Genomic DNA, 24961 nt, shown 5'->3' with positions numbered 1-24961 from the left:
AGGAGCCTGCCCATTTTTTTGCCTGATTAACTGCGCTTGCGCATCACGCCTTCCTGCACCGTCGAGGCCACAAGAACGCCATCCTGCGTGTAAAATTCGCCGCGTACAAAGCCGCGCGCGCTGGACGCCGAGGTGCTCTCCACGCTGTAAAGCAGCCAGTCGTTGAGATCGAACGGGCGATGGAACCACATGGAATGGTCGATAGTCGCCACCTGCATGCCCGGCTCCAGGAAGCCGACGCCGTGCGGCTGGAGCGCCACGGGCAGGAAGTTAAAATCGGAGGCGTAGCCCAGCAGGTACTGATGCACCCGTAAATCCGCGGGCAGAGTGCCGTTAGCCCGGAACCACACCAGACGCGACGGCTCCGCCACATGGCCCTTCAGCGGATTATGGAACTCGACAGGGCGGATCTCCAGCGGCTTGTCGCAGAGGAATTTTTCCCGCACCGGCGGCGGCAGGAAGTTTTCAAATTCACGGGCGATATCGGTTTCCGATTTTAAGCTCTCCGGACCGGGTGCGGCGGGCATGGTTTTCTGATGCTCAAACCCGGATTCCGGAGCCTGGAACGAGGCGGTCATATAAAAAATCGGTTTGCCGTTTTGAACGGCGGCAACGCGGCGGGCGCTGAAGCTGTTGCCGTCGCGCAGCACTTCGACATCGTAAATAATCGGTTTCTGGCTGTCGCCCGGGCGGAGGAAATAGCTGTGAAAAGAGTGAACCAGTCGCTCTGAAGGCACCGTTTCTTTTGCCGCATACAGAGCCTGACCCACGACCTGGCCGCCGAACACCTGACGTAGCCCGAGATCTTCGCTCTGTCCGCGAAACAGCCCTTCTTCAATTTTTTCCAGATTTAACAGTGCCAGTAAATTGCTAAGCGCCTGACTCATAAAGGATCCTCAACGGAGAAGAGAAATTCAGTGATGCTTTATGGGCGTTGCGCCGCATCAGGCCATAAAAGCCGATAACGCGCGCAATACGCAGCCATAAACGCTGAGTATAACGCAGTTTCTCAACTGGTCAGAGGGGTTCAATTATCTGAATACTGGCCCATTTTCAGGCGATTCCCGGCAGAGTGTGCCAGGCTTAGCACGATAGATGAGTTTTAACCACTCACTCTGGTGGAGCGTCAGGCCCGACCACCGGGTCTTTCATTTTGCTGGTGCATAGAAGATAAGGAGAACTTTAATGAAACTCGTGCACATGTTAAGTGGTTTAGCGGTTGCGGTTGCTCTTGCAGGTTGCGCACAGCAAAAGAGCGCAGATATTGCTGTTCCGGCGCCAGGCCCTAATACTTCCGCGGTCAGCGCTCAACCTGTAATTCAGCAGCCTAACGTCTCCGGTACGGTGTGGATCCGTCAGAAAGTGGCGCTGCCGCCGCAATCGGTGCTGACCGTCACGCTGGCTGATGCCTCAATTGCCGATGCGCCTTCCAAAGTCATTGCTCAGAAAGCGGTGCGCACTGAAGGTAAACAGCCGCCGTTCAGCTTCGTACTGCCGTTTGACCCGGCTCAGATCCAGCCAAACGCACGTATTCTGCTGAGCGCCGCGATTACCGTAGATAATAAACTGATGTTTGTCACCGATACGGTGAAACCGGCAGTGAATCAGGGCGGGACCAAAATCGACCTGACGCTGGTACCGGTGGAAGGCACTGCGATCCCACTGTCTGAGCACGGAGGCGCGGCAACCACCGTCCCTTCGACATCGCCGACTCAGGTGACGCCTTCGTCCGCTGTTCCCGCACCGACAACTTACTAAGCCTGCGATAGCGCCTCTTCGGAGGCGTTTTTTATGGCCGATCGTAATCCCAGCGGTAGCGCGCCATATCGATATGCCCATCGCCTGAAACCATAACGCCTTCGCTGAGCAGAGCCTGCCGTTGACGCTGTAAATCCGGGCCGGTCAGTGAAATCGCGCCGTGGCGGTTTACCACCCGATGCCAGGGGATGCGGCTGCCTTCCGGCAAACGTTTCAGGACGCCGCCCACCTGACGCGCGGCGCGCGGCGAGCCCGCCAGCATTGCCACATCCCCATAGGTGGTGACATGGCCTTCGGGAATAGAAGCGACGATAAGAAAAACGCGCTGAGGGAAACTGTCGTGGTTGTTCATATTGGCTCCGTTGCTCTTTGGACTCAGCATAATCAACCCGCCGCCCCCGGAAAAGGCTTGATTGCGCAAGAAACCGGCATCCGGTCGCGGCTTACTTGCATTTATCCAGGACAACAATGATAATGCCCTGCGCGTTGAAAAACGCTCTCAATGGGGGCTCTGTTGGTTCTCCCGCAACACTACTTTGTTTACCTGGTCAGATCCGGAAGGAAGCAGCCAAAGCAGATGACGTGTGTGCCGGGATGTAGCTGGCAGGGCCCCCACCCATTTCTGCTGCCGACCTGTTTTACGTTTCCTGGCTCAACGCAATCCGCATCACGTCACGTTTTTTCCCCTTGCTTCACAGATGTCACAAATACGTCATTTTTTTGTCACATTAATTCTGCATTATTCTGCTACTCAATAATAATGATTCCCCTGCTGCTTTATCATTAATTCTATTAAGGGATTTTCTATGAGCACCGCGGTTCTTAATGTCAAAATTAACAGTGAATTGAAAGAACGTATTCGTCACTATGCCGAAGATAATAGTGAAACCTTGTCTTCCGTAACCGAAAAACTGCTGCTTAATGCGCTGAACGCACAAGATAATCTTGATGTTGATGAGCAGGATATCGACAGTCAGCACACTCAGGAAGAGAACACTCCAGCATTAACAGATAAAGAAATCAAAGCATTACGTAAACTGCTGAAGAAAAGAAAATGATTAAAGAACCTATCTGTAATGCAGAAAACTATTCTCAGGCCTGTGAGTTACTTCGTTCAGGACGGGTAAAACACGTGCGTTTGGGATGGCAAATCGGCGGGGATGAATTTTTCAAAATCGCCTCCGACTGGTGTGATGCAGGGGCGAAAATTAAAAAACATGACGATTGCTTTGTTATTTCGCTAAAAGGGTTTCCGATACCACGTCAGGCTTAAATCTTAACGAATAGCTATAATAATAAACCTGCTGGCGAGCAAGGGCTTGCCGTGTAGGTGCGTCTCTCCACCTCCCGTATCATGGACGGTACGTTACGACGAGCTGCCTGCTCGTCTTTTTGTTTTCCTCCGCTAAACGCATCCAACCGCTACACTTATCTACGCACGATCATCGCTGCTCATGTGGAGGTAGGCGTTATGAACTATGTCGATGGTTTTGTCGTTGCTGTTCCCCGGGATAAAAAAGCTGCTTATCAGGCGATGGCCGCCAAAGCGGCGCCGCTGTTCAAAGAGTTTGGCGCGTTGCGTATTGTTGAATGCTGGGCTGATGATGTTCCTGACGGAAAACTCACCGATTTTCGGATGGCGGTAAAAGCCACCGATGACGAAGAGGTGGTGTTTAGCTGGATAGAATATCCCTCCAGAGAAGCCCGCGATGCCGCGAACAAAAAAATGATGGAAGATCCGCGAATGAAGGCATTCGGCGACGAAATGCCCTTCGATGGCAAGAGGATGATTTACGGCGGATTTGCGCCAATACTGGATGAGTAGCACTACGCTACCGGGTAGTGCGGGCGACCGTGCTGCCCGGGTCATTCTCGCACCATAATTGCAGGTCATTTCCCCGTAAAGCCTTACTGTATAACCATCCCTGCCCGTACTGGACGCCATGCTCACACAACCATTGGGCCTGACGCGTGGTTTCAATCCCCTCAGCCACAAGCTCAAGCTGGAGATGTTTAGCCATATCAATGATATGGGGCGCAACGGTGTTGTATTCCAGGCTATCTCCAAAGGACTTATCAATTTTCAGCACATCGACAGCCAGATTTTGCAGATAACTGAGGCTTGAGTAGCCGGTACCAAAATCATCAATGTATATCGGGTGCCCGGCGCGGTGAAACTGCTCCACGATCGGAGCGGTGCGCTGCGGATCGGCAAAGCCGCGCTCGGTGATCTCAAGGGCAATCTGCCGTGGGCTGACCTGATAGCGCTGGCAGCGCGCTGTTAACAGCGCCAGTAGCGCGCTATCAGCGATATCGTCTGCGGCCAGATTAATCGACACGTGATAGTCAGGATGTTGATGCAGCCAGTTGCCCATCTCGCTAAATACGTTCTCAACCACCAGCCGCGTGATTTCACGAATAAGTCCGTTCTGCTCCGCGAGCGGAATAAAAATATCTGGCGTGAGCAGGCTACCATCCGCTTGCGGCCAGCGAACCAGGGCTTCTGCGCCGACAAATTTGTTGTCGCTAAGACGCACAATGGGTTGGTAACACACCGTGAATTCCCGGGAATGGATGGCGTCTAACAATCTTGCGCGCGGCGACTGCAGGCGCTTAAGAATCCGTAGCATCAGCGCCGCTGCTAACAGACTGATGAGAATCCCCACCGGCAGCCACAGCAAGAGTTGCTGGTTACTGGCGGCTTTCATGGGATGACTGGATGCCCATACCACAACGGCAAAATTTGTCCGGGTATTACGGAACATGGAATACACGGTCCCGGCATCTTCATACTGCGTGAGATTATGGTCATGCATGTGACGCCAGACGGCTAAAGAGAGTAGGGCGCTGGATATGATGACCCGGTTTCGCGTTAAGCCAATGATGGCAGAGTCAATCGACCAGGTTGCAAGCGGCACGACATCAATAAAAGAACGCGGATCAAGAACTACCATATGATCGCGGTGGCTCATGGCGATCATGTAGTGGTTAATACCCAGGTCGTTGCTGGGCGTAAACCAGAATCGGTATCCCTCATTATTTACCCGCTCGGGTTCTGGAAACGGCGAGATATGACTTTCCTGCTCCAGTGAAGAACAGAGCGCCTGCGAACCTTTTATAAAAATTACTTCCTGTACAAAGCGATAGGTAAACGCCACGCGCCTCATAGCCTGCAAATGGCTCGGCTCACAGGTCTGGCTGTCGATACGGTTGATCTCATTTAATGCAGCTTTGGATTCGTCGATCACCACATTGGCAAGCTGGTTAATGCTTTGGGTATAGGAGGCCAGTTCACGATGAAAACGCTGCTCGGCCTGATACCGGGCCAGCCAAATACTCAGCAAAATGGGTAACAACACCGCCACAACCAGCGTACCTGTTACCAGGCTGACCATGCGTCTTGATGTCAACGTGCGTTCCTTTAATGAGCAGATAAGAACCGTGTATCACTTGTCCGGCGAGATTAACGGTGAGCCACTTTTTTTTCGATAGCCATTATGAATGATGACGCTATTTCAGAAACTGGCCATGCACCGAATAGTGTTACGCAGCTTCAGGAAATACAGGCTAACGCGTACAAATGATAATCGCTTGCAACAGCTGACGTAACGCCGTAAGATTATATTATGTTATAACGTAACAATTAAGGTGAGTATGAAAGCGAATATCCATCCCCATTACCGCACGGTAGTTTTTCACGATACCAGCGCGGATGAATATTTTATGGTGGGTTCAACCATTAAAACCGATCGCGAGATTGAGCGCGATGGGGTGGTCTATCCGTATGTGACGCTTGATGTGTCGTCAGCCTCCCATCCTTATTACACCGGGAAGCAAAAGAGCTTTACGACGGAAGGCAGCGCAGCGCGCTTCCAGCAACGTTTTGGCCGATTCTTCAAAAATAATAAGGAGTGAATATGCAGGTGTTGAATTCGTTAAAAAGTGCGAAGCAGCGTCATCCTGACTGCCAGATCGTCAAGCGTAAGGGCCGTCTGTATGTTATCTGCAAATCGAATCCGCGTTTTAAAGCCGTACAGGGCGGGAAGAAGAAGCGCTGAAACAATAAGAGCCTGCAGATTGCAGGCTCTATACATTCAGGAAGCTTTAACACCCTTATCGAGTGAAAACACATCATAAAATGACAGGTTGCCTTTGCGGCTCACCATCGCATTCAACTGCGATTTTTTATCCGCGTCTACGCGCGGCGAACGAAGAATAGCATCGATTAACGACGCCGGTACGTAGCGGGTGTTGTACCATTCTCCGTTGTAGCAGACGCGTAAATCCAGCACGTCGATATCTTCATATTTGTAGCGCGGATGCACATCAAAAAAGAAAAAACCGTTCATCAGGACAAATAATACCACCAGTAACCACACGGAATCTGCCAGGGTTTCCGATTGCAGCATGACGAGCAGCGTCGCGAACCAGCCGATGTACATAGCGATAAACAATCCGGGATGATTACGAATGAAGCTGATGCTGAAGCGCGGGCGATTGTCGCGTTTTTCTTCGCGATTTAATGTATCGATGGTTTCGGTGAGCAGGTGCTGTATTTCCGTCATTCTGAACCTACAAAATAGTAACGGGAAGGAAGACGATTGTATTGTAGTGAGACGCTAAAGTGGAAAACAGTAACAGACAGCGCCAAAAAAAGTATAACAGTTTACCTTTTGTTGACACGCTTTTAATGGTGAAAGCTCATTGACTCCCCGAGGGTAGCGCTGCGTGTCGCCAGGCGCGCTATGTGCGTTCGTCATTGAGCATGGGGTATCCCTGTCAGTCTGGACAACATGATCCTGCGGCATTTATCCCGGTAAATGTTCACTCATGCCATATTCCCTTCAGGATCACGAGTGAACACAAACGGCAGCGTAGCACGGTGGGAATCATTCCCTATGCCTGGCTGGACGACAGAGGATTCGGGACAATAATCACGCGTTAGAATTACATGTTTTTAAGGCTTGCGACGTTAATAGTCAGGAATCTACTGGAATATTAACGGATAAATTTCCACACAGAAGACGGTATTTTATCGTAAAGCTTATTCATCGTCAGTTCGGCGAGACGGTGGTCGGCTGCTGAATAAAATACCGCCAGTTCGTTATCTGATAATTCGTATTTATTTTTCTCAATTACACGTTCAAGCGTATCAATCGTCTGGCAGCGTCGTAGACGCATTAAATAATCAATTTTTGTTAAAGGCTTTTCTGACATAGTTTCACCGTAAGTGATTGTAATAATTTTAAAAAGAAAGGCTCACTGGGTTGGCCTTACTAACGTTGACAAAACATTTGAACAGGCGATTGCCCGATTTACGCCATTTCTGTAAGTCCTGAGCGCTTATACCGTAGTTGCTAAACAACATGAAGGTATCATCGAGGTATTCGTCAATCTGTTCAATCAACGCATTGTCTTCGTCATACTTAATTTTGTAATTAAGCGCAAAACTCGCAATATGTTCAATCAATTCATTTAACTGTAGGTTGATGGCCGAGGTTGGATCGTTGACCCAGCCGTGGTTGCTATCACCAAGCGTAGCCAGGCAGTCATGATACAGATTTTCGCACAGGAATTTTAGCTGCGCTATATCATGCCGTTTTGGTGAGTATTCGTCCATAACGCATCCCCCTTTTTAACAAAAAAATTTTATGAACTTAACATAACAGGGGTAACACTCTGAGATAAATGGGGGTCAGACACACCGATTTCAATGTAATTTAACTATAAATCACACTCGCGCCTTTTACCTTCTTCTATTACGAAAAATTACAATTAATGCAGTTTGTTACAGGAGCGGCAAAAAAGGTAATACTTTCAGGTGAGATTAAAAGCAACTTCTCTGATTATAGCGCATAAAAAGAAACGTCAATATAGTCTGCCGGCACCGGTAAAATTTATCTTAATTCCAGGAATATTCCTTAGTAAATGACTAATACCCAGGACTTATCTTAATAAATGCGCCCAATATGCGTCTCTATTTACTCTTGCTGTTTGTTCTCAATAGTGATATCGACGCGTAATGGCCGTTTTATCGTGCTCAAATTCGGATGAGATAAATAAAAAAGGCCGCTTGCGCGGCCTTTTATCAGGAGTGTTTCACGGTATGGCTATGTTCAATATCTTCGTTTTTTCGGTTAAAACGTCGACGAACCACCACGAAGAACACCGGCACGAAGAAGATCGCCAGCACGGTCGCTGTAATCATCCCGCCCATTACGCCAGTACCCACCGCGTTCTGCGCACCGGAACCCGCGCCGGAGCTGATGACCAGCGGCATTACCCCGAGGATAAACGCCAGCGAGGTCATCAGGATTGGACGCAGACGCATACGCACCGCCTCCAGTGTGGCCTCAATCAGACCTTTGCCTTCTTTATCCATCAGATCTTTGGCGAATTCCACAATCAGTATTGCGTTCTTCGCCGACAAGCCAATGGTTGTCAGCAGGCCCACCTGGAAGTACACGTCGTTATTCAGGCCGCGGAACGTTGCTGCCAGCAGCGCGCCGATAACCCCCAGCGGTACGACCAGCATAACCGAGAACGGAATGGACCAGCTTTCATACAGCGCCGCCAGACACAGGAATACCACGATTAACGAGATGGCATACAGCGCAGGCGCCTGGTTGCCGGACAGACGTTCCTGATAGGACATCCCCGTCCAGTCATAACCGATACCGGTCGGCAGTTTGCTGGCCAGCTCTTCCATCATGTTCATCGCTTCACCGGTACTCTTGCCCGGAACCGCTTCACCGAGGATTTCCATGGACGGCAGGCCGTTATAACGTTCCAGACGCGGCGAACCGTACTCCCAGTGGGCACTGGAGAAGGCCGAGAACGGTACCATTTGACCGGAAGTATTACGCACGTACCAGTTATTGATATCTTCCGGCAGCATGCGATATTCCGCTTCGGACATGATGTACACTTTCTTCACGCGGCCACGGTCGATAAAGTCGTTCACATAGCTACCGCCCCAGGCCGCGCCCAGCGTGGTATTAATGTCGGAGATTGAGACGCCCAGCGCCTGCGCTTTCTCCTGATCGATATCGATTTTGTACTGCGGCGTATCTTCAAGGCCGTTAGGACGCACGCCCGCCAGCAGATCCGGATGTTTCGCCACTTCGCCCAGCAGCTGGTTACGCGCCTGGGTGAGTTTTTCGTGGCCCAGGTTAGCCTGGTCGATCAGCTGGAAGTCAAAGCCGGTCGCCGTACCCAGTTCGACAATCGCCGGGAGGTTAAACGCGAACACCATCGCATCTTTAATTTGCGAGAAACGGCCCATGGCGCGACCGGTGATCGCTTCCACTTTGTTTTCATCGCCCGGACGTTCATCCCAGTTTTTCAGGGAAACGAACGCCAGACCGGTGTTCTGCCCACGACCGGAGAAGCCGAAGCCGTTAACGGTAAATACCGAGTTAACGTTGGCTTTTTCCTTGGTCAGGTAGTAGTCGGTCACCTCATCCAGCACTTTCTGAGTACGTTCCTGGGTAGCACCCGCCGGCAGCTGCGCCATGGTCAGGAACACGCCCTGGTCTTCTTCCGGCAGGAACGAGCTGGGCAGTTTGATGAACAGGAACGCCATGCCGCCAACAATCAGCAGATACAGCAGCAGATAGCGGCCAGTGCTACGCAGGATGTTGCCTACGCTGTCGGTATAGTGATGGGTGCTCTTATCGAACATCCGGTTGAACCAACCGAAGAAGCCTTTTTTTCCTTCGCCGTGATCGCCTTTGGCGATCGGTTTCAGCATGGTAGCGCACAGGGCAGGGGTGAGGATCAATGCCACCAGCACGGACAGCACCATCGCGGATACGATTGTGATGGAGAACTGACGATATATCGCCCCGGTAGAGCCGCCGAAGAACGCCATCGGGATAAACACCGCCGACAGCACCATGGCGATACCCACCAGCGCGCCCTGAATCTGGCCCATGGATTTACGCGTCGCTTCTTTTGGCGGCAAACCTTCTTCCGCCATAACACGCTCAACGTTTTCTACCACCACGATGGCATCATCCACCAGCAGGCCTATCGCCAGCACCATACCGAACATCGTCAGGGTGTTTATCGAGTACCCGAACACGGCAAGGATGGCGAAGGTCCCCAGCAGTACCACCGGAACCGCAATGGTTGGGATCAGCGTGGCGCGGAAGTTCTGCAGGAACAGATACATCACCAGGAACACCAGTACGATGGCTTCCACCAGCGTTTTCACTACTTCGTTAATGGAGATCTTAACGAACGGGGTAGTGTCGTACGGGTAAACCACTTCCAGACCGTGTGGGAAGAACGGCTTCATCTTCTCGATGGATTCACGCACCGCCGCAGCGGTATCCAGCGCGTTGGCGCCGGTTGCCAGTTTAATCCCCAGACCGGATGCCGGCTGGCCGTTATAACGGGCAATAACGTCATAGCTTTCACCGCCCAGCTCCACCTTAGCAACATCCCTGAGGCGAACCTGAGAACCATCCTGGTTCACTTTCAGCAGGATCTTACTGAACTCTTCCGCCGACGTCAGACGCGTCTGCGCGATGATCGAGGCGTTCAACTGCTGGCCTTTCACCGGCGGCGTACCGCCGAGCTGGCCTGCGGCAACCTGGGCGTTTTGCGCTTTGATTGCATTGATCACGTCAACCGGCGTGAGCTGGAAGTTGGTCAGTTTATTAGGGTCCATCCAGATACGCATCGCATACTGCGCACCGAACAGCTGCACGTCACCGACACCCGTGGTACGGCTGATCGGATCTTTCACCGTCGCACCCACGTAGTCGGCAATATCTTCCTGGGTCATTGAGCCGTCGGTCGAGATCATCCCGACAACCATCAGGAAGCTGCTTGATGATTTCTCAACGCTCACGCCTTGCTGTTGCACTTCCTGCGGCAGCAATGGCATCGCCAGCTGCAGTTTGTTCTGCACCTGGACCTGGGCGATATCGGCATCTGTACCGGAATCGAAGGTAATGGTGATTTGCACCGAACCCGACGAGTCGCTGGTAGAGGACATATACAGCAGGTTATCGATACCGTTCATGTTCTGTTCGATAACTTGCGTCACCGTATCCTGTACGGTTTTCGCATCGGCGCCCGGGTACATGGCGGAGATCTGGATAGCCGGCGGCGCGATCGTGGGATACTGCGCCACAGGCAGTTTCATGATCGCAAGGCCCCCCGCCAGCATAATAATGATGGCGATTACCCACGCGAAGATTGGGCGATCGATAAAAAACTTAGCCATGTCTTAACGGCTCCTGTTTAAGTTAAGACTTCGGTTGTTCTGGCGCGGCATTGGCTGCGGTGGATTGTTTATCCGCATCAGCCGTAACTTCTTGTGCTTTAACCTGGACGCCAGGACGAACTTTTTGCAAACCGGTAATAATCACGCGATCGCCTGTTTTGAGGCCGTCAGTCACCAGCCACTTGTCCCCGATAGCCTGGGATGCCGTGATCTGACGCACTTCGACTTTATCGCCTTCGCCCACCACCATCGCAGACGCATCGCCGCGCGGTGTGCGGGTCACGCCCTGTTGCGGCACCAGAATCGCGTCAGGATTCACGCCTTCTTCCAGACGCGCACGCACGAACATGCCGGGCAGTAACGTGTGATTCGGGTTAGGGAACAGCGCGCGTAAGGTAATCGAACCGGTGGTCTGATCGACGGTCACGTCAGAGAATTCCAGCGTGCCTTCCTGATCGAACTTAATCCCGTCCGAGGTCACCAGTTGTACTTTCGCTTTACCGTTTTCCTGTTTCAGCGCGCCGCTGGCCAGCTCCTGCTTCAAACGCAGGAAGTCATTGCTGGACTGGGTCACATCCACATAGATCGGGTCGAGCTGCTGTACCGTTGCCAGCGCGTTGGCCTGGCCGTTCTGCACCAGCGCGCCTTCGGTGACGCTGGATTTACCAATGCGTCCACTGATAGGGGAGGTCACTTTGGTGTAGGCGAGGTTAATACGTGCGGTTTCTACCGCTGCCTTAGCGGCCACAACGGCGGCATTCGCCTCCTGGGCGGTCGCCTGAGCGTTATCGTAATCCTGTTTACTGATGTAGTTAGTACCAATCAGTTTCTGGTAACGGCGCAGCGTGACCTGCGCGATATTGGCACTGGCCTGAGCGCGCGCCAGATCGCCTTTCGCGCTCTCATAAGAGGCCTGGTAGGTCGCTGGATCAATCTGATAAAGGGAGACACCCGCCTCGATATCACTGCCTTCCACGAAATTACGCTTCAGAATAATACCGCTCACCTGAGGACGAACTTCCGCCACGCGATACGCGCTGGTGCGGCCCGGAAGCTCGGTTGTGATCGGTAGAGGTTCGCTTTTCAGCGTGACCACGCCGACTTCCGGCGTATGCTGCGCCTGCTGTTGCTGCTGTTTGTCGTCACATCCTGTAAGCGCTAAGCTGCCTGAGAGCATCAGAACGACCGCCAGAGGCGTTAACCCTCTGTTTTTGTTCATAGGTAAACCTCGAGTGTCCGATTTCAAAATTGATTGATGGATCAAACGTCCACAAACCCATTGCTGCGTTTAAATTATGGTCGTGATATGGTACATACATTCATAAATGTATGTAAATCTGACCCTTGTAAATTCACAAACATATGGCACGAAAAACCAAACAACAGGCACTGGAAACGCGAAACCACATCCTTGATGTGGCGATTCATTTGTTTTCCCGGCAGGGTGTTTCGGCCACGTCACTGGCAGATATTGCCCAGGCTGCTGGGGTGACACGCGGTGCCATCTATTGGCACTTCAGAAACAAGACCGATTTGTTTAGTGAAATCTGGGAGTTGTCAGAGTCCAGTATTGGGGATCTTGAAACTGAGTATCAGGCAAAATATCCCGGCGATCCACTGTCAGTTTTAAGAGAGATCCTGGTTTATGTTCTTGAAGCTACCGTTTCAGAGGAGCGCCGCCGGTTGATGATGGAAATTATCTTCCATAAATGTGAGTTTGTTGGCGAAATGGCTCGGGTTCAACAGCTTCATCGCGAGTATTGTCTGGCCAGCCATGAACGTATCGAACAGGCGTTAAGCCGCTGTATCGCTGCCAGTATGCTCCCCGCGACCCTGAACATTCGCCGCGCGACACTTCTGATGCGCAGTTATATCACCGGCTTAATGGAAAATTGGTTATTCGCCCCACAAACCTTCGATTTGAAATCCGAAGCGCGCGCCTTCGTTGAAATCCTGCTTGAAATGTATCAGTTCTGCCCGACGCTCCAAAAAAACGCAGTGACTTAACCACACCCGTTATAGTCAGATTTCTCTCTATCCCCACGGCCTTGCTATTCTGCGTCCCTGTCCCGTGGTATTCTGCGCCTCACCAACTTTCTCCGATATATTCTCGGCCCGTTAATCACTCATTCAAAGACTATGCAGCACGATCTTCACTTTCGCAAAATTACCTGCGTCCTGGCGCTGGTGTGGCTTCTTCTGGCTGGATTACTGCTTTCCACAGGCGTAGCGAATGCCGCATCTAACGGCGAATTGCCCGCGCGTGCTGATATTCAAAGCCAGCTTGATGCGCTGAGTAAACAAAAAAACCTGTCTGCGCAGGATAAACTGATCCAGCAGGATCTGACCCAAACGCTGGAAACCCTCGACAAAATCGAAAGGGTGAAGCAGGAGACGACGCAGTTGCGTCAGCGCGTCGCACAGGCACCGGAGAAAATGCGTCAGGCCACCGAGGCGCTTAACGCGTTAAGTACGCCGGAAAGCGATGACAGCCTGCGACAAACTTTTAAGGCCATGTCATTGCGGCAGCTTGAAGCGCGCACCAGCAGCATGGTGGATGAACTCCAGAGCGCGCAAAACGATCTTTCCACCTTTAATAGCCAACTGGTATCGCTGCAGACTCAACCGGAGCGGGTGCAAAACGCCATGTACACCGCCTCGCAGGAGTTACAACAGATTAGAAACCGCCTGAACGGCACCACGCCGGGCGAGACGGCGCTGCGTCCATCCCAACAGACGCTGATGATGGTGCAGCAGATATTGCTGAACGCACAAATCGATCAGCAGCGTAAGAGCCTCGAGGGAAACACGGTCTTACAGGACAGCCTGCAAAAGCAGCGCGATTACACCACCGCCCATATTAACCTGCTGGAGCATCAGCTGCAGTTATTGCAGGAAGCGGCTAATACCAAGCGGCTGTCGCTTACGGAGAAAACCGCTCAGGAAGCGGTAGCGCCAGATGATTCCTCCAGCCTGCAAAATAATCCGCTGATTAAACAGGAGCTGGACGTCAACCATCAACTGAGCCAGCGACTCATTTCCGCCACGGAAAACGGCAACGCGCTGGTGCAGCAGAACATCAAGGTCAAAAACTGGCTTGATCGCGCCCTGCAGTCAGAGCGCAACCTGAAAGAACAGATTTCGGTATTAAAAGGCAGCTTACTGCTGTCGCGTATCCTTTATCAGCAGCAGCAAACGCTGCCGTCAGCCGATGAACTTGAGGATATGACTAACCGCATCGCCGACCTGCGTCTTGAGCAATTCGACCTGAACCAGCAGCGCGACGCGCTGTTCCAGAACGAGGCCTTTGTGGCGAAGCTGGAAGAGGGGCACCAGGGCGAAGTGAACGCTGAGGTTCACGAAACACTGTTGCAAATGGTGGATATGCGCCGAGAACTGCTCGATCAGTTGAATAAGCAGCTCGGCAACCAGCTGATGATGGCGATTAACCTGCAAATCAACCAGCAGCAGTTGATGAGCGTCAGTAAAAATCTTGAGCAGATGCTGACCCAGCAAATCTTCTGGGTAAACAGCAACCGTCCGATGGACTGGGACTGGATTAAGTCGTTCCCGGGCGCTATCCACGATCAGGTTAAAGCCATGAAAATCACGGTGAACTGGAAGAAAGCCTGGCCGTCGGTGGCCGTGGCGTTTCTTGCCGGTTTGCCGCTGTTGCTGATTGCCGGGCTGATCCGCTGGCGCTTTGGCTGGCTGAAGCAGTATCTGGCGAAGCTGGCCTCTGAAGTGGGGCAGTTGCGTAACGACAGCCAGTTACATACGCCGAAAGCCATCCTGATTAACTTTATCCGCGCCTTACCGGTGTGCCTGATTATCCTGGCGTGTGGTCTGATCCTGCTGTTTATGCAAATTAACATCAGCGATTTGCTGTGGGAGTTCAGTAAAAAACTCGCCATGTTCTGGCTGGTGTTCGGCGTGTGCTGGCGGGTACTGGAAAAAGACGGCATGGCGGTGAGCCATTTCAATATGCCTGCGCAGCTCACCAGCCACTGGCGTCGCCAGATTGTACGTGTAAGCCTGGCGCTGTTGCCGCTGCTGTTCTGGTCGGTCATGGCGGAGCTGTCACCGCTGAATCTGATGGATGACGTGCTGGGCCAGGCGATAATTTTCATCAACCTGCTGGTGATTGCCGCGTTGATTTGGCCTATGTGCCGGGAAAGCTGGCACGACAAAGAGTCGCACACCATGCGTCTGGTCACCATCACCGTGCTGGCGATCGTGCCGATTATGCTGCTGGTGCTGACGGCGACAGGATACTTCTATACCACGCTGCGCCTGGCCGGGCGCTGGATTGATACTGTCTATCTGGTGATTATCTGGAACCTGCTGTACCAGACCGTGCTGCGCGGGTTAAGCGTGGCGGCGCGCCGTATCGCCTATCGCCGCGCCATTGCCCGTCGCCAGAATCTGGTGAAAGAGGGCGCAGAGGGCGCTGAGCCGGTAGAAGAGCCGCCGTTGGGCCTCGATCAGGTTAACCAGCAGACGTTGCGGCTGACGATGCTGACCCTGTTCGCCCTGTTCGGCGTGGTGTTCTGGGCGATTTGGTCAGATTTGATCACCGTATTCGCCTATCTCGACAGCGTGGTGTTATGGAATTACAACGGTACCGAAGCGGGCGCCGCGGTAATCAAACACGTCACAATGGGCAGCCTGCTGTTCGCGCTGGCGGCGTTCGCGGTCGCATGGGCGCTGATCCGCAACTTGCCCGGCCTGCTGGAAGTGCTGGTGCTGTCGCGTCTGAATATGCGGCAGGGCACCTCGTATGCCATCACGACAATCTTAAACTATGTGATTATCGGCGTCGGGGCGATGGTGGTCTTTGGCGCGCTCGGGGTTTCATGGGACAAACTGCAGTGGCTGGCGGCGGCGCTGTCGGTGGGTCTGGGCTTCGGCTTGCAGGAGATTTTCGGTAACTTTGTTTCCGGTATCATCATCCTGTTTGAACGTCCGGTGCGTATCGGCGATACCGTTACCATTGGCACCTTCTCGGGAACGGTCAGCAAAATCCGTATCCGCGCAACCACCATCACCGACTTTGACCGCAAAGAGGTGATCATCCCGAACAAGGCGTTTGTCACCGAGCGGCTGATCAACTGGTCGTTGACGGATACCATCACGCGCGTGGTGATCCGCCTGGGCGTGGCTTACGGATCGGATCTGGATAAGGTGAAAGCGATCCTGTTGAAGGCAGCGATGGAGCATCCGAAAGTGATGCACGATCCGGAACCGTCGGTGTTTTTCACGACCTTCGGGCCGAGCACGCTGGATCATGAACTGCGCTTGTACGTTCGTGAACTGCGCGACCGCAGCTACACCGTGGATGAGCTGAACCGCACCATCGATCGTCTGTGCCGTGAAAACGACATCAACATCGCGTTCAACCAACTTGAAGTACATCTGCATAACAAGAACGGCGAGCAGTTTACCGAAGTAAAGCGCGATCTGAACAACGGCCCGGCACCGTCTGCGGCATAAAAAAGGCGAGGGCGCAAAACGCCCTCACCTGAGAAGATCTTACAGGGGGTAATCATCCCCCTTTTTATTACAGGACCTTGTGCGGGCCGAAGCATTCGTAATGAATGTTCGCCGGGTCGATACCCAGGCTCACCAGCTGTTTGGCCGCAAACTGCATAAAGGCCACCGGGCCGCACAGGAAGAACGTCATACCGGGAACCTTCAGCGCGCCTTCCTGCTTCAACAGATCCATCAACCCTTCGCTGTGGAAGCGTCCGTTATCGCGATCGTGCTGTGACGGCACGCGATACCAGATATGGTAATCAAAATGCTTCAGCAACTTACCGTGCAGGGCAATTTCATCTGCAAACGCATGGACATCGCCATTTTCAGCGGCATGCAGCCAGTTGACCTGCGCGTCATGATGACTGGCGGCCAGGTTATCCAGCATCGCCAGCATCGGGGTCTGGCCGACGCCTGCGGAAATCAGCGTGACAGGCGTCGTCGGCGGCACATCCATAAAGAAATCGCCCGCCGGAGCCACCAGATTAATCACATCGCCCACTTTAGCGTGAGCGTGCAGCCAGTTTGACACCACGCCTTCGCCTTCGCGCTTCACCGCAATGCGGTAGCTTTTGCCGTTTGGTTTGCGGGTCAGGGAGTACTGGCGAATCTCCTGATACTCGAAGTTTTCCGGTTTGATCCACACGCCTAAATACTGGCCTGGCTTATAATCCGCCACCGGGCCGCCGTCTACGGGCGTAAATTCAAAACTGGTGATCAGCGCGCTTTGCTGTTTGACTTCCGTGATGCGGAACGGACGCGTCCCTTCCCAGCCGCCGGTTTTGCCCGCGTTTTCCTGATAGATTTCCGCCTCGCGGTTAATAAACACCTGCGCCAGTACGCCATAGGCTTTACCCCAGGCGTCCAGTACTTCCTGACCGGGGCTGAACATCTCATCCAGGGTCGCTAACAGATGAGTACCGACAATGTTGTATTGTTCCGGCTTGATATGGAAGCTGGTGTGCTTCTGGGCGATTTTCTCCACTGCCGGCAACAGCGCCGCCAGGTTCTCAATATTAGTGGCATAAGCGCAAATAGCGTTGAACAGCGCTTCACGCTGATCGCCGTTGCGCTGATTGCTCATATTAAAAATGTCTTTCAGTTCCGGGTTATGGGCAAACATCCGGTCATAAAAGTGGGCAGTGAGTTTTGGGCCGGTTGCTGCCAGTAGCGGAATGGTGGACTTCACAGTCGCGATAGTTTGAGCGTCTAACATCAGGGTGTTCCTTTGCAGGTGTCTATAATATGTATTTTTAATGCATCTTATAAATTAATCCCTGTGCTGTAAAGGGTCTCTGTTGAGATTTTGTTATTGAGTGTTAATGAAAAACCTGCATCACGATCCTGAAAAGAATTCCGCCAGGCGTGCCGTTTGTGAATGGCGTTGAAGCCTTGTACCGCCTGAAGCCAATCGTTTGCGTAAAAACCTTTGTCAAGACCTATCTTCACACTGTTAATCGGTTTACACTGTTGCCCGTTGCCCAAAAAGGGCCCCTAATTGCCGTAAAAAGTTTACCGTTAGCTGAGTCAGGAGATGCGGATGTTAAAGCGTGAAATGAACATTGCCGATTATGATGCCGAACTGTGGCAGGCTATGGAGCAGGAGAAGGTTCGTCAGGAAGAACATATTGAACTTATCGCCTCCGAAAACTACACCAGCCCGCGTGTTATGCAGGCTCAGGGTTCTCAGCTGACCAACAAATATGCTGAAGGTTATCCTGGCAAACGCTACTACGGCGGTTGCGAATACGTGGATATCGTTGAGCAACTGGCGATCGACCGCGCAAAAGCCCTGTTTGGCGCGGACTACGCCAACGTACAGCCGCACTCCGGCTCCCAGGCTAACTTTGCGGTCTACACCGCGCTGCTGCAACCGGGCGACACCGTTCTGGGTATGAACCTGGCGCAAGGTGGTCACCTGACTCACGGTTCTCCGGTTAACTTCTCTGGCAAACTGTACAACATCATCCCTTACGGCATTGATGAGTCCGGTAAAATTGACTACGAAGACATGGCGAAGCAGGCCAAAGAGCACAAACCGAAGATGATTATCGGCGGCTTCTCTGCTTACTCTGGCGTGGTTGACTGGGCCAAAATGCGTGAAATCGCAGACAGCATCGGTGCGTACCTGTTCGTTGATATGGCGCACGTCGCCGGCCTGATTGCCGCAGACGTTTACCCGAACCCGGTTCCACATGCGCACGTTGTGACCACAACGACTCACAAAACCCTGGCAGGCCCGCGCGGTGGTTTGATCCTCGCTAAAGGCGGCGACGAAGAGCTGTACAAAAAACTGAACTCTGCCGTATTCCCGAGCGCGCAGGGCGGCCCGCTGATGCACGTGATCGCGGCGAAAGCCGTCGCGCTGAAAGAAGCGATGGAGCCTGAGTTCAAAGTTTACCAGCAGCAGGTTGCCAAAAACGCCAAAGCGATGGTGGAAGTGTTCCTGAACCGTGGCTACAAAGTGGTATCTGGCGGCACGGAAAACCATCTGTTCCTGCTGGACCTGGTTGATAAAAACCTGACCGGTAAAGAAGCTGACGCTGCCCTGGGCCGCGCCAACATCACCGTTAACAAAAACAGCGTACCGAACGATCCGAAGAGCCCGTTTGTGACCTCCGGTATCCGTATCGGCTCCCCGGCTATCACCCGCCGCGGCTTTAAAGAAGCGGAAGCGAAGGAGCTGGCTGGCTGGATGTGTGACGTGCTGGATAATATCAACGACGAAGCGACCATTGAGCGCGTGAAGCAGAAAGTGCTGGATATCTGCGCCCGCTTCCCGGTCTATGCGTAATTCCCGATTGACCGAAAAGGCCGCCTTGTGCGGCCTTTTTTATCTGTCCAGGAGCTCAAAGGGGGAGTAATGAAGTTAACACCGATGACATCCGTGGAATTCCCTGCCTACCGGGCTTTTTTTGTCGAAGAATATGCGCAGGACCTGGCCGTAACGCGCCATATCACCCTTGAGGCGGCTCGCCGTGATGCTGCGCAGAGTATTGATAATTTTCTGCCCCAGGGGCCTGGATCAGAAGGCGGTCGGCTGTGGTGTATTGTGACATCCGATACAGAGGAAACTATCGGTTATATTTGGGTTGGCCTGAACGGACATGTCGCCTGGATTTATGATTTTTGCCTGCTCGCTGCATGGCGTGGTAAAGGGCATGGGCGCGGCGCGATGATGCTCCTTAAACAAACGCTGAGCGCGATGGGTATGCATGAGATTGGCTTGCGGGTCGCATCAAATAACCCTGCGGCGAAAGCCCTGTATGAGCAAAGTGGTTTTGCCGTCACGGGCTATAATATGTCGCTGCGTCTTATCTAGCGAATTCTGCTTGTTAAGCCATTGTTACATCTTGCGCCCGGCGCAATAACCCGCCAGACTATCGCCTCCAAAACGGGAGGGATTCATGGTTTTGCACTCTACGCGCTGGCTGGCGCTCAGTTACTTCACCTACTTCTTTAGCTACGGCATTTTCTTACCTTTCTGGAGCGTCTGGCTCAAAGGCATCGGCTTAGCGCCGGAAACCATCGGCCTGCTGCTTGGCGCAGGGCTTATCGCCCGTTTCCTTGGCAGCCTGCTACTGGCACCGCGCGTAACTGATCCCTCCCGGCTGGTATTTGCGCTGCGCGTGTTAGCGCTGCTGACGCTGATTTTCGCCGTCGCGTTCTGGCTCGGCACTACGACCGCCTGGCTGCTGATTGTGATGGTCGGCTTCAACCTGTTTTTCTCGCCGCTGGTGCCGTTAACCGATGCGCTGGCGGGAACCTGGCAAAAGCAAATCACCCTCGATTACGGCAAAGTACGGGTCTGGGGATCGCTGGCATTTGTGATTGGATCGGCGCTCACCGGTAAACTGATCAGCATTTTCGATTATCAGGCGATTCTGGTGATGCTGAGCATTGGCGTGGCCTCGATGCTGCTCGGCATGATGTTACGTCCTTCGGTCATGCCGCAAGGGCAGACGCGCCAGAACGAAAGCGCCGGCTGGCCCGCGTGGCGCAAGCTGGTGTTCGGAAGCTGGCGCTTTCTGGCCTGCGTCTCGCTGTTGCAGGGCGCGCATGCCGCCTATTACGGCTTTAGCGCCATCTACTGGCAGGACGCCGGTTATTCCGCTTCGGTGGTGGGCTATTTATGGTCGCTGGGGGTGGTCGCGGAAATCGTGGTCTTTACCCTCAGCAATAAACTGTTCCGCCGCTGGAGCGCCCGCGATTTACTGCTGCTCTCGGCGCTGAGCGGGATTGTGCGCTGGTCGCTGATGGCCTGGACCACCGATCTGCCGTGGCTGATCCTGGCGCAAATTCTGCACTGCGGCAGCTTCACGGTCTGCCACCTCGCCGCCATGCGATATATCTCGGCGCGGCAGGGCAGCGAAGTGATTCGCCTGCAGGCCGTCTATTCCGCCGTCGCCATGGGGGGCGGTATCGCCATCATGACCATGTTCGCGGGCTTCCTGTTCCAGCATCTGCACGGCGGAATGTTCTGGGTCATGGCGCTGCTGGCGGTGCCGGCAATCGCGCTGCGCCCCGCCGTGGTGGCGCGTTAATTTTCCAGAATTTCACGAATACGCTGCTGCTGGTTTTCCCCCAGCGGCAGCGTGGCGTGGATCAGCGGCGCGGAGAAGAGCGGTAGCGAAGTATGGTAAGGGGTAATAATCAACGCCACCTCCTTCGATGCGCCTTCTTTCTGAAACGTATGTACCGACAGGTATTTGATATTCAGCGGCAGCAGCGTTAATTCCCGTAGCTGATGCTCAATCTGCTCCTCCAGCTGTCGGTCATTGCCGGTCAGCAGCAATACCTGCTTCTCCTGGATATCGCTCTCCTGCATCAGCCATGCGCCAAAAATAATGGCGATCAAGCCAATCTCTTCATCAGAAAACTGGATGCCATAGTGCGTTTCAAGCCGGGCGCAGGCCTCGCGGGTGGTGCGCATCAGGCGCGGATACAGCCGGGTAATCTCCTCCGGAAGCGCGTTATCAATGCCGATACCGAACAGGCAGCGGTCCAACGCCTGGGCGAGATGGACATACAGCTGCGCCGCCAGGCCGGTTTCATCGCTGAAAGCCATGCCGGAAAGATTGCGAAACGCGTTAATCAGCTCCGCCACCGCCAGCCGCAGCTGAATATCCTGCGGCTGATTGTCTTTCAGCGGGTCCGGCACGCGCAGCATCATAAACATCAGCGCCAGAAATAACTGTTCATCCTGATGCGGCGGCACCGGCACCCGGCGCTGCCAGTGGCGCATAATCTCCTGCGCCGCCAGATATTCCGCTCGCTGGGCGGTCCAGACATTTTGCACTTCGTTAAAGCCCGGCGACTGACCGGCATGCTGCTCCATCAGGCAATATTGCAGGAACAGCCGCAGGAATTGGGTATCGCGCGATTCAAACTGTCGGTTAAGCCGACGTCCGCAAAGGTTGACCAGCGCGTGTAAATTCGTATCGTCATAGCACGCGACGGGAATGCCGCGCTGCCGGAGTTCGGTTTTCAGCGTCGGGGTAAAATGCTGTTGCACAAAATGGGGGCACAAGCGCATAGCGCGACGCAGCCAGTGGAGCAGGCAAAGCCGGCGATCGAGTGGCGCGCCTTCAATCCGGTAGCTGCCGTCGGGGTGGGTCATAATTGAAAGCCGGTGGTAGCGCTGGATCTCAGAACTGGTTTCAACGATATCCTGACGGGCGATGCCACCATCAACGCCGTTGAGTTGCCCGATTAATTCCGGCGTCACGGTGCCGGGTAAATAGAGCATCAACAGCATCTGGCAGCGGCGCTGCGGACTGGAAAGCACGGATGGCGGCGAACAAATCTGTGTCATCATCCAAAAGTTCCAGTTAGGTTAATCAAAGCTAAGCGTAGTTAAAGTATGAGCTATCGTTAGAACGGGTCTGGACTTTCATTTGTTAATCCTGTCTGGCTCACAGATTTTTTATACGGAAGAGATAATGCGCCCAACGATGTTAAGGATATTGCCCGCTTTGCCGCTGCTGACGCTCGTTTGCGCGGCGCCGGGCTTTGCGCATCCCCACAGTTTTATTACCCTGAAAACGCAAATTATCGAAAGGGACGGCCAATTCACCGGTCTGCATATGCGCTGGGTGATGGATGAGATCACATCAGCCGACCTGTTGTATGACGCCGGGGACGCCAAACCCGGATCGGAGATCTGGAAAAAGCTGGCGGCGGAGGTCATGGCGAATGTTATTGGGCAGCACTACTTCACCGAAGTGTGGCACGACGGCAAAAAGGTGACCTTTTTGCCGGTGCCCCCGGAATACGGCATGGCGCGGGAGGGGCATCAGGCGGTACTGACGTTTATCCTGCCGCTGACAACGCCGCAGCCGCTGGCCGGGCAGCGCTACAGCATCTCGACCTTTGACCCGACTTATTATGTCGACATGAGCTACGAAGCGACCCGTGACGTCACGCTGCCCGCCGCACTCGCCGGTCAGTGTAAACTCACGATGACCACCCCGACGCCCACGGCGGATACTCAGGCCTTCGCGCTGTCGCTTGATAAAGAAGACGCGCCGCCGGAGGATATGGAGTTGGGGAAACAATTTGCCCAGAAGGTTGAGTTGCAATGTCAGTAGTGTTTTCAACGCCGAAACCCGCGCGACGCTGGTTACAGTTATGGCCGCTGGGCCTGTTTTCTCTGCTGGCGAGCGTTGGCGGGCTACTGCTCTGGCAACACTGGCCGCGCCTGATGATGCAAAGCATCCTCTGGCAGCGCAGCGTTAATCTGGAACTGAGCGCGCTGCTGAAACGCGTCGCGGAAAATCCCAGCCAGGCGGGTGGGGCGCTACTGTTGTTTAGTTTTGTGTATGGCGTACTTCATGCCCTGGGGCCGGGCCACGGTAAAGTGGTGATTACCACCTGGCTGGCGACTCATCCGTCAAAACTTAAATCCAGCTTAGGGCTGACGTTTGCCTCATCGCTCCTGCAAGGGCTGGTGGCGATTGGTCTGGTGGTCGTGGTGCTGTCGCTGCTGGCTTTGCCCGCCCGGCAGTTGCACCTGAGCAGTTTCTGGCTGGAGAAGGGCAGTTTTCTGCTGGTGGGCGTACTGGGCATCATGCTGTGCTGGCGGGCGGTTAACCGACTGCGCGGATTACTGCGCCGCCCCAAATTCAGCGCCTTCACTCCGCATCACGTTCACAGTGAACACTGCGGCTGCGGGCATCAGCATCTCCCCAGCCCGCAGCAACTGGAGCAGGGCGACGACTGGCGCGCGCGCCTGATGATTATTCTCTCTATGGGGATGCGCCCCTGTTCCGGGGCGATTATGGTACTGCTGTTCAGCAAAGTGATTGGCGTGTTCGGCTGGGGGATTGCATCGGCGCTGGCGATGGCGGCAGGGACCTCATTAACCCTTTCCTCGCTGGCGCTGCTGGTGCACAGCTTCCGAACCCTGGCAATCCGGTTGAGCGGCAATAAACCCCCCGCGCTCTGGCGGCAGGTGGGCTGGACCACGCTGGCGTTAGCAGGCGGGGCGATCCTGATTCTGGCGGCAGTAATTATGTGGCTCAGCGCCCAGCCGCCGGGCGGCGGACTCCGGCCCTTCTAAACAAAAATGCCCTGTCGGGACAGGGCATTTTTTTATTCGGCAAACCGATTAACGCTTCAGGGCGTCGCTCAGTTCTTCACGCATGGTGGCCAGCATGGCTTTCACCACGCGTGGATTACCCGCCACCAGGTTGCCGGTCATGATGTAGTTGTGGCCGCCGGTGAAATCACACACCAGACCGCCCGCTTCACGCACCAGCAGTTCGCCGCCGGCGAAGTCCCACGGCTTCAGGTTGATTTCGAAGAAACCGTCAACGCGGCCCGCCGCCACATAGGCCAGGTCCAGCGCAGCGGAACCGGTGCGGCGGAAGTCGGCGCACTGGGTAAACAGTTTGCCGACGATATTGATATAGGCGGCGGAGTGCTGTTTGGCTTTGAACGGGAAGCCGGTCGCCAGAATGGTGCCATCCAGATCGCGAGCGTTGCTGCCGCGCAGACGATACCCGTTGAGCTGTGCGCCCTGGCCGCGGGTTGCGGTGAACAGTTCATTGCGCATCGGATCGTAAACCACAGCCACTTCAGTACGGCCTTTCACGCGTACGGCAATGGAAACGGAAAAATGGGGGAGGCGTTTAACGAAGTTGGTGGTGCCATCCAGCGGATCGATAACCCATTGTACATCCTGGTCGGTGCCTTCGTGTTCGCCGCTTTCTTCGGTAATGATGGTGTGTTGCGGGTAAGACTGGCGGATGGTGTCGATGATAATGCGCTCAGCGCCTTTATCCACGTTAGTCACAAAATCGTTGCTGCCTTTCTGGCTGGTTTCTACGGCGTCCGGCGTTTCGTAGTTTTTGGCGATAAAGTTTCCGGCCTTGCGCGCAGCACGCACGGCGATGTTGAGCATCGGATGCATCAGGTATCTCTCACTGG

The 24961-nt window shown here is 53.9% G+C and carries 24 protein-coding genes and 1 other RNA gene; 14 read left to right on the top strand and 11 right to left on the bottom strand.

Going from position 1 to position 24961, the window contains the following annotated elements; genetic code table 11:
• Positions 1-26: 26 nt before the first annotated feature.
• Complete coding sequence (gene tesB, locus GV764_RS20760; protein ID WP_161661895.1) at positions 27-887, bottom strand: acyl-CoA thioesterase II; 861 nt, start codon at positions 885-887, stop codon at positions 27-29.
• A gap of 298 nt (positions 888-1185) precedes the next feature.
• Between tesB and GV764_RS20755 the strand changes: the two genes are divergently transcribed.
• The gene (locus GV764_RS20755) at positions 1186-1758 is read left to right on the top strand and encodes a YbaY family lipoprotein (RefSeq protein ID WP_161661893.1); all 573 of its coding nucleotides are present in this window, start codon (positions 1186-1188) and stop codon (positions 1756-1758) included.
• A gap of 31 nt (positions 1759-1789) precedes the next feature.
• On the opposite strand, the gene GV764_RS20750 is transcribed toward GV764_RS20755, so the two are convergent.
• Positions 1790-2110 (bottom strand): MGMT family protein, encoded by a 321-nt coding sequence (locus GV764_RS20750; RefSeq protein ID WP_161661891.1) that lies wholly within the window; start codon positions 2108-2110, stop codon positions 1790-1792.
• Between the two features lie 160 nt (positions 2111-2270).
• Here GV764_RS20750 and ffs point away from each other — a divergent pair.
• The 4 genes from ffs to GV764_RS20730 all read left to right on the top strand — a co-directional run bounded on the left by ffs (position 2271) and on the right by GV764_RS20730 (position 3583).
• Positions 2271-2367: signal recognition particle sRNA small type (gene ffs / locus GV764_RS20745), an RNA gene on the top strand.
• A gap of 197 nt (positions 2368-2564) precedes the next feature.
• Positions 2565-2816: a hypothetical protein gene (locus GV764_RS20740; RefSeq protein WP_161661889.1), complete on the top strand. Its 252-nt coding sequence runs from the start codon at positions 2565-2567 to the stop codon at positions 2814-2816.
• Complete coding sequence (locus tag GV764_RS20735; protein ID WP_125294093.1) at positions 2813-3031, top strand: hypothetical protein; 219 nt, start codon at positions 2813-2815, stop codon at positions 3029-3031. The genes GV764_RS20740 and GV764_RS20735 overlap by 4 nt, the downstream gene beginning before the upstream one ends.
• A 198-nt stretch (positions 3032-3229) precedes the next feature.
• The gene (locus GV764_RS20730) at positions 3230-3583 is read left to right on the top strand and encodes a DUF1428 domain-containing protein (RefSeq protein ID WP_125294094.1); all 354 of its coding nucleotides are present in this window, start codon (positions 3230-3232) and stop codon (positions 3581-3583) included.
• A gap of 7 nt (positions 3584-3590) precedes the next feature.
• Here the strand turns inward: GV764_RS20730 and GV764_RS20725 are convergent, their stop codons facing one another.
• The gene (locus GV764_RS20725) at positions 3591-5168 is read right to left on the bottom strand and encodes an EAL domain-containing protein (RefSeq protein WP_161661887.1); all 1578 of its coding nucleotides are present in this window, start codon (positions 5166-5168) and stop codon (positions 3591-3593) included.
• 244 nt (positions 5169-5412) lie between these two features.
• Here GV764_RS20725 and GV764_RS20720 point away from each other — a divergent pair, with 244 nt between their 5' ends.
• Together GV764_RS20720 and ykgO are read left to right on the top strand one after the other, a co-directional pair.
• Entirely contained in the window at positions 5413-5673 is a 261-nt protein-coding gene (locus GV764_RS20720) for a type B 50S ribosomal protein L31 (protein WP_125294095.1), read from the top strand.
• A gap of 2 nt (positions 5674-5675) precedes the next feature.
• The gene (gene ykgO / locus GV764_RS20715; RefSeq protein WP_125294096.1) at positions 5676-5816 is read left to right on the top strand and encodes a type B 50S ribosomal protein L36; all 141 of its coding nucleotides are present in this window, start codon (positions 5676-5678) and stop codon (positions 5814-5816) included.
• A gap of 36 nt (positions 5817-5852) precedes the next feature.
• On the opposite strand, the gene GV764_RS20710 is transcribed toward ykgO, so the two are convergent.
• The 5 genes from GV764_RS20710 to acrA form a co-directional block, all read right to left on the bottom strand.
• Entirely contained in the window at positions 5853-6323 is a 471-nt protein-coding gene (locus GV764_RS20710; RefSeq protein WP_161661886.1) for a YlaC family protein, read from the bottom strand.
• Positions 6324-6756: 433 nt separating this feature from the next.
• Positions 6757-6975, bottom strand: a complete 219-nt coding sequence (locus GV764_RS20705) for an HHA domain-containing protein (protein ID WP_059040068.1) — start codon at positions 6973-6975, stop codon at positions 6757-6759.
• 28 nt (positions 6976-7003) lie between these two features.
• Positions 7004-7378, bottom strand: a complete 375-nt coding sequence (gene tomB / locus GV764_RS20700) for an Hha toxicity modulator TomB (protein ID WP_125294098.1) — start codon at positions 7376-7378, stop codon at positions 7004-7006.
• A 468-nt stretch (positions 7379-7846) separates the two neighbouring features.
• Positions 7847-10996: a multidrug efflux RND transporter permease subunit AcrB gene (acrB, locus tag GV764_RS20695; RefSeq protein ID WP_161661884.1), complete on the bottom strand. Its 3150-nt coding sequence runs from the start codon at positions 10994-10996 to the stop codon at positions 7847-7849.
• 22 nt (positions 10997-11018) lie between these two features.
• Positions 11019-12215 (bottom strand): multidrug efflux RND transporter periplasmic adaptor subunit AcrA, encoded by a 1197-nt coding sequence (gene acrA, locus GV764_RS20690; protein WP_161661882.1) that lies wholly within the window; start codon positions 12213-12215, stop codon positions 11019-11021.
• Positions 12216-12358: 143 nt separating this feature from the next.
• On the opposite strand from acrA, the gene acrR reads away from it, so the two are divergent.
• Together acrR and mscK are read left to right on the top strand one after the other, a co-directional pair.
• Positions 12359-13003 (top strand): multidrug efflux transporter transcriptional repressor AcrR, encoded by a 645-nt coding sequence (gene acrR, locus GV764_RS20685; protein ID WP_161661880.1) that lies wholly within the window; start codon positions 12359-12361, stop codon positions 13001-13003.
• Positions 13004-13135: 132 nt separating this feature from the next.
• Positions 13136-16489: a mechanosensitive channel MscK gene (gene mscK / locus GV764_RS20680; RefSeq protein WP_161661878.1), complete on the top strand. Its 3354-nt coding sequence runs from the start codon at positions 13136-13138 to the stop codon at positions 16487-16489.
• A 67-nt stretch (positions 16490-16556) separates the two neighbouring features.
• Here mscK and hmpA read toward each other — a convergent pair whose 3' ends face one another.
• Positions 16557-17765: an NO-inducible flavohemoprotein gene (gene hmpA, locus GV764_RS20675; RefSeq protein ID WP_476561228.1), complete on the bottom strand. Its 1209-nt coding sequence runs from the start codon at positions 17763-17765 to the stop codon at positions 16557-16559.
• 306 nt (positions 17766-18071) lie between these two features.
• Here hmpA and glyA point away from each other — a divergent pair, with 306 nt between their 5' ends.
• The 3 genes from glyA to GV764_RS20660 all read left to right on the top strand — a co-directional run bounded on the left by glyA (position 18072) and on the right by GV764_RS20660 (position 21075).
• Positions 18072-19325 (top strand): serine hydroxymethyltransferase, encoded by a 1254-nt coding sequence (gene glyA, locus GV764_RS20670; protein WP_161661874.1) that lies wholly within the window; start codon positions 18072-18074, stop codon positions 19323-19325.
• 69 nt (positions 19326-19394) lie between these two features.
• The gene (locus tag GV764_RS20665) at positions 19395-19853 is read left to right on the top strand and encodes a GNAT family N-acetyltransferase (RefSeq protein WP_161661872.1); all 459 of its coding nucleotides are present in this window, start codon (positions 19395-19397) and stop codon (positions 19851-19853) included.
• An 85-nt stretch (positions 19854-19938) separates the two neighbouring features.
• Positions 19939-21075 carry a 3-phenylpropionate MFS transporter gene (locus GV764_RS20660; protein ID WP_161661871.1) on the top strand — a complete coding sequence of 379 codons (1137 nt, stop codon included), beginning with the start codon at positions 19939-19941 and terminating at the stop codon, positions 21073-21075.
• Here the strand turns inward: GV764_RS20660 and csiE are convergent.
• Positions 21072-22349: a stationary phase inducible protein CsiE gene (gene csiE, locus GV764_RS20655; RefSeq protein WP_161661869.1), complete on the bottom strand. Its 1278-nt coding sequence runs from the start codon at positions 22347-22349 to the stop codon at positions 21072-21074. The genes GV764_RS20660 and csiE overlap by 4 nt on opposite strands.
• 124 nt (positions 22350-22473) lie before the next feature.
• Between csiE and GV764_RS20650 the strand changes: the two genes are divergently transcribed.
• Both GV764_RS20650 and GV764_RS20645 read left to right on the top strand, forming a co-directional pair.
• Positions 22474-23121 (top strand): DUF1007 family protein, encoded by a 648-nt coding sequence (locus GV764_RS20650; RefSeq protein WP_161661867.1) that lies wholly within the window; start codon positions 22474-22476, stop codon positions 23119-23121.
• Positions 23112-24092, top strand: coding sequence for a nickel/cobalt transporter (locus GV764_RS20645; RefSeq protein ID WP_161661865.1), 981 nt, complete (start codon positions 23112-23114; stop codon positions 24090-24092). The genes GV764_RS20650 and GV764_RS20645 overlap by 10 nt, the downstream gene beginning before the upstream one ends.
• A gap of 48 nt (positions 24093-24140) precedes the next feature.
• On the opposite strand, the gene suhB is transcribed toward GV764_RS20645, so the two are convergent.
• Complete coding sequence (gene suhB / locus GV764_RS20640) at positions 24141-24944, bottom strand: inositol-1-monophosphatase (RefSeq protein ID WP_161661863.1); 804 nt, start codon at positions 24942-24944, stop codon at positions 24141-24143.
• Between the last annotated feature and the right edge of the window lie 17 nt (positions 24945-24961).

The sequence above is a fragment of the Atlantibacter hermannii genome (assembly GCF_009907385.1).
Lineage (GTDB): Bacteria > Pseudomonadota > Gammaproteobacteria > Enterobacterales > Enterobacteriaceae > Atlantibacter > Atlantibacter hermannii_A.
The sequence above is the reverse complement of the archived record's forward strand: the minus strand, read 5'-3'. Positions and strand labels throughout refer to the sequence as shown.

Coding starts and splice junctions, on each gene's coding strand:
- tesB (WP_161661895.1), bottom strand. CDS start 887: ATGAGTCAGGCGCTTAGCAATTTACTGGCACTGTTAAATCTGGAAAAA.
- GV764_RS20755 (WP_161661893.1), top strand. CDS start 1,186: ATGAAACTCGTGCACATGTTAAGTGGTTTAGCGGTTGCGGTTGCTCTT.
- GV764_RS20750 (WP_161661891.1), bottom strand. CDS start 2,110: ATGAACAACCACGACAGTTTCCCTCAGCGCGTTTTTCTTATCGTCGCT.
- GV764_RS20740 (WP_161661889.1), top strand. CDS start 2,565: ATGAGCACCGCGGTTCTTAATGTCAAAATTAACAGTGAATTGAAAGAA.
- GV764_RS20735 (WP_125294093.1), top strand. CDS start 2,813: ATGATTAAAGAACCTATCTGTAATGCAGAAAACTATTCTCAGGCCTGT.
- GV764_RS20730 (WP_125294094.1), top strand. CDS start 3,230: ATGAACTATGTCGATGGTTTTGTCGTTGCTGTTCCCCGGGATAAAAAA.
- GV764_RS20720 (WP_125294095.1), top strand. CDS start 5,413: ATGAAAGCGAATATCCATCCCCATTACCGCACGGTAGTTTTTCACGAT.
- ykgO (WP_125294096.1), top strand. CDS start 5,676: ATGCAGGTGTTGAATTCGTTAAAAAGTGCGAAGCAGCGTCATCCTGAC.
- GV764_RS20710 (WP_161661886.1), bottom strand. CDS start 6,323: ATGACGGAAATACAGCACCTGCTCACCGAAACCATCGATACATTAAAT.
- GV764_RS20705 (WP_059040068.1), bottom strand. CDS start 6,975: ATGTCAGAAAAGCCTTTAACAAAAATTGATTATTTAATGCGTCTACGA.
- tomB (WP_125294098.1), bottom strand. CDS start 7,378: ATGGACGAATACTCACCAAAACGGCATGATATAGCGCAGCTAAAATTC.
- acrB (WP_161661884.1), bottom strand. CDS start 10,996: ATGGCTAAGTTTTTTATCGATCGCCCAATCTTCGCGTGGGTAATCGCC.
- acrA (WP_161661882.1), bottom strand. CDS start 12,215: ATGAACAAAAACAGAGGGTTAACGCCTCTGGCGGTCGTTCTGATGCTC.
- acrR (WP_161661880.1), top strand. CDS start 12,359: ATGGCACGAAAAACCAAACAACAGGCACTGGAAACGCGAAACCACATC.
- mscK (WP_161661878.1), top strand. CDS start 13,136: ATGCAGCACGATCTTCACTTTCGCAAAATTACCTGCGTCCTGGCGCTG.
- glyA (WP_161661874.1), top strand. CDS start 18,072: ATGTTAAAGCGTGAAATGAACATTGCCGATTATGATGCCGAACTGTGG.
- GV764_RS20665 (WP_161661872.1), top strand. CDS start 19,395: ATGAAGTTAACACCGATGACATCCGTGGAATTCCCTGCCTACCGGGCT.
- GV764_RS20660 (WP_161661871.1), top strand. CDS start 19,939: ATGGTTTTGCACTCTACGCGCTGGCTGGCGCTCAGTTACTTCACCTAC.
- csiE (WP_161661869.1), bottom strand. CDS start 22,349: ATGATGACACAGATTTGTTCGCCGCCATCCGTGCTTTCCAGTCCGCAG.
- GV764_RS20650 (WP_161661867.1), top strand. CDS start 22,474: ATGCGCCCAACGATGTTAAGGATATTGCCCGCTTTGCCGCTGCTGACG.
- GV764_RS20645 (WP_161661865.1), top strand. CDS start 23,112: ATGTCAGTAGTGTTTTCAACGCCGAAACCCGCGCGACGCTGGTTACAG.
- suhB (WP_161661863.1), bottom strand. CDS start 24,944: ATGCATCCGATGCTCAACATCGCCGTGCGTGCTGCGCGCAAGGCCGGA.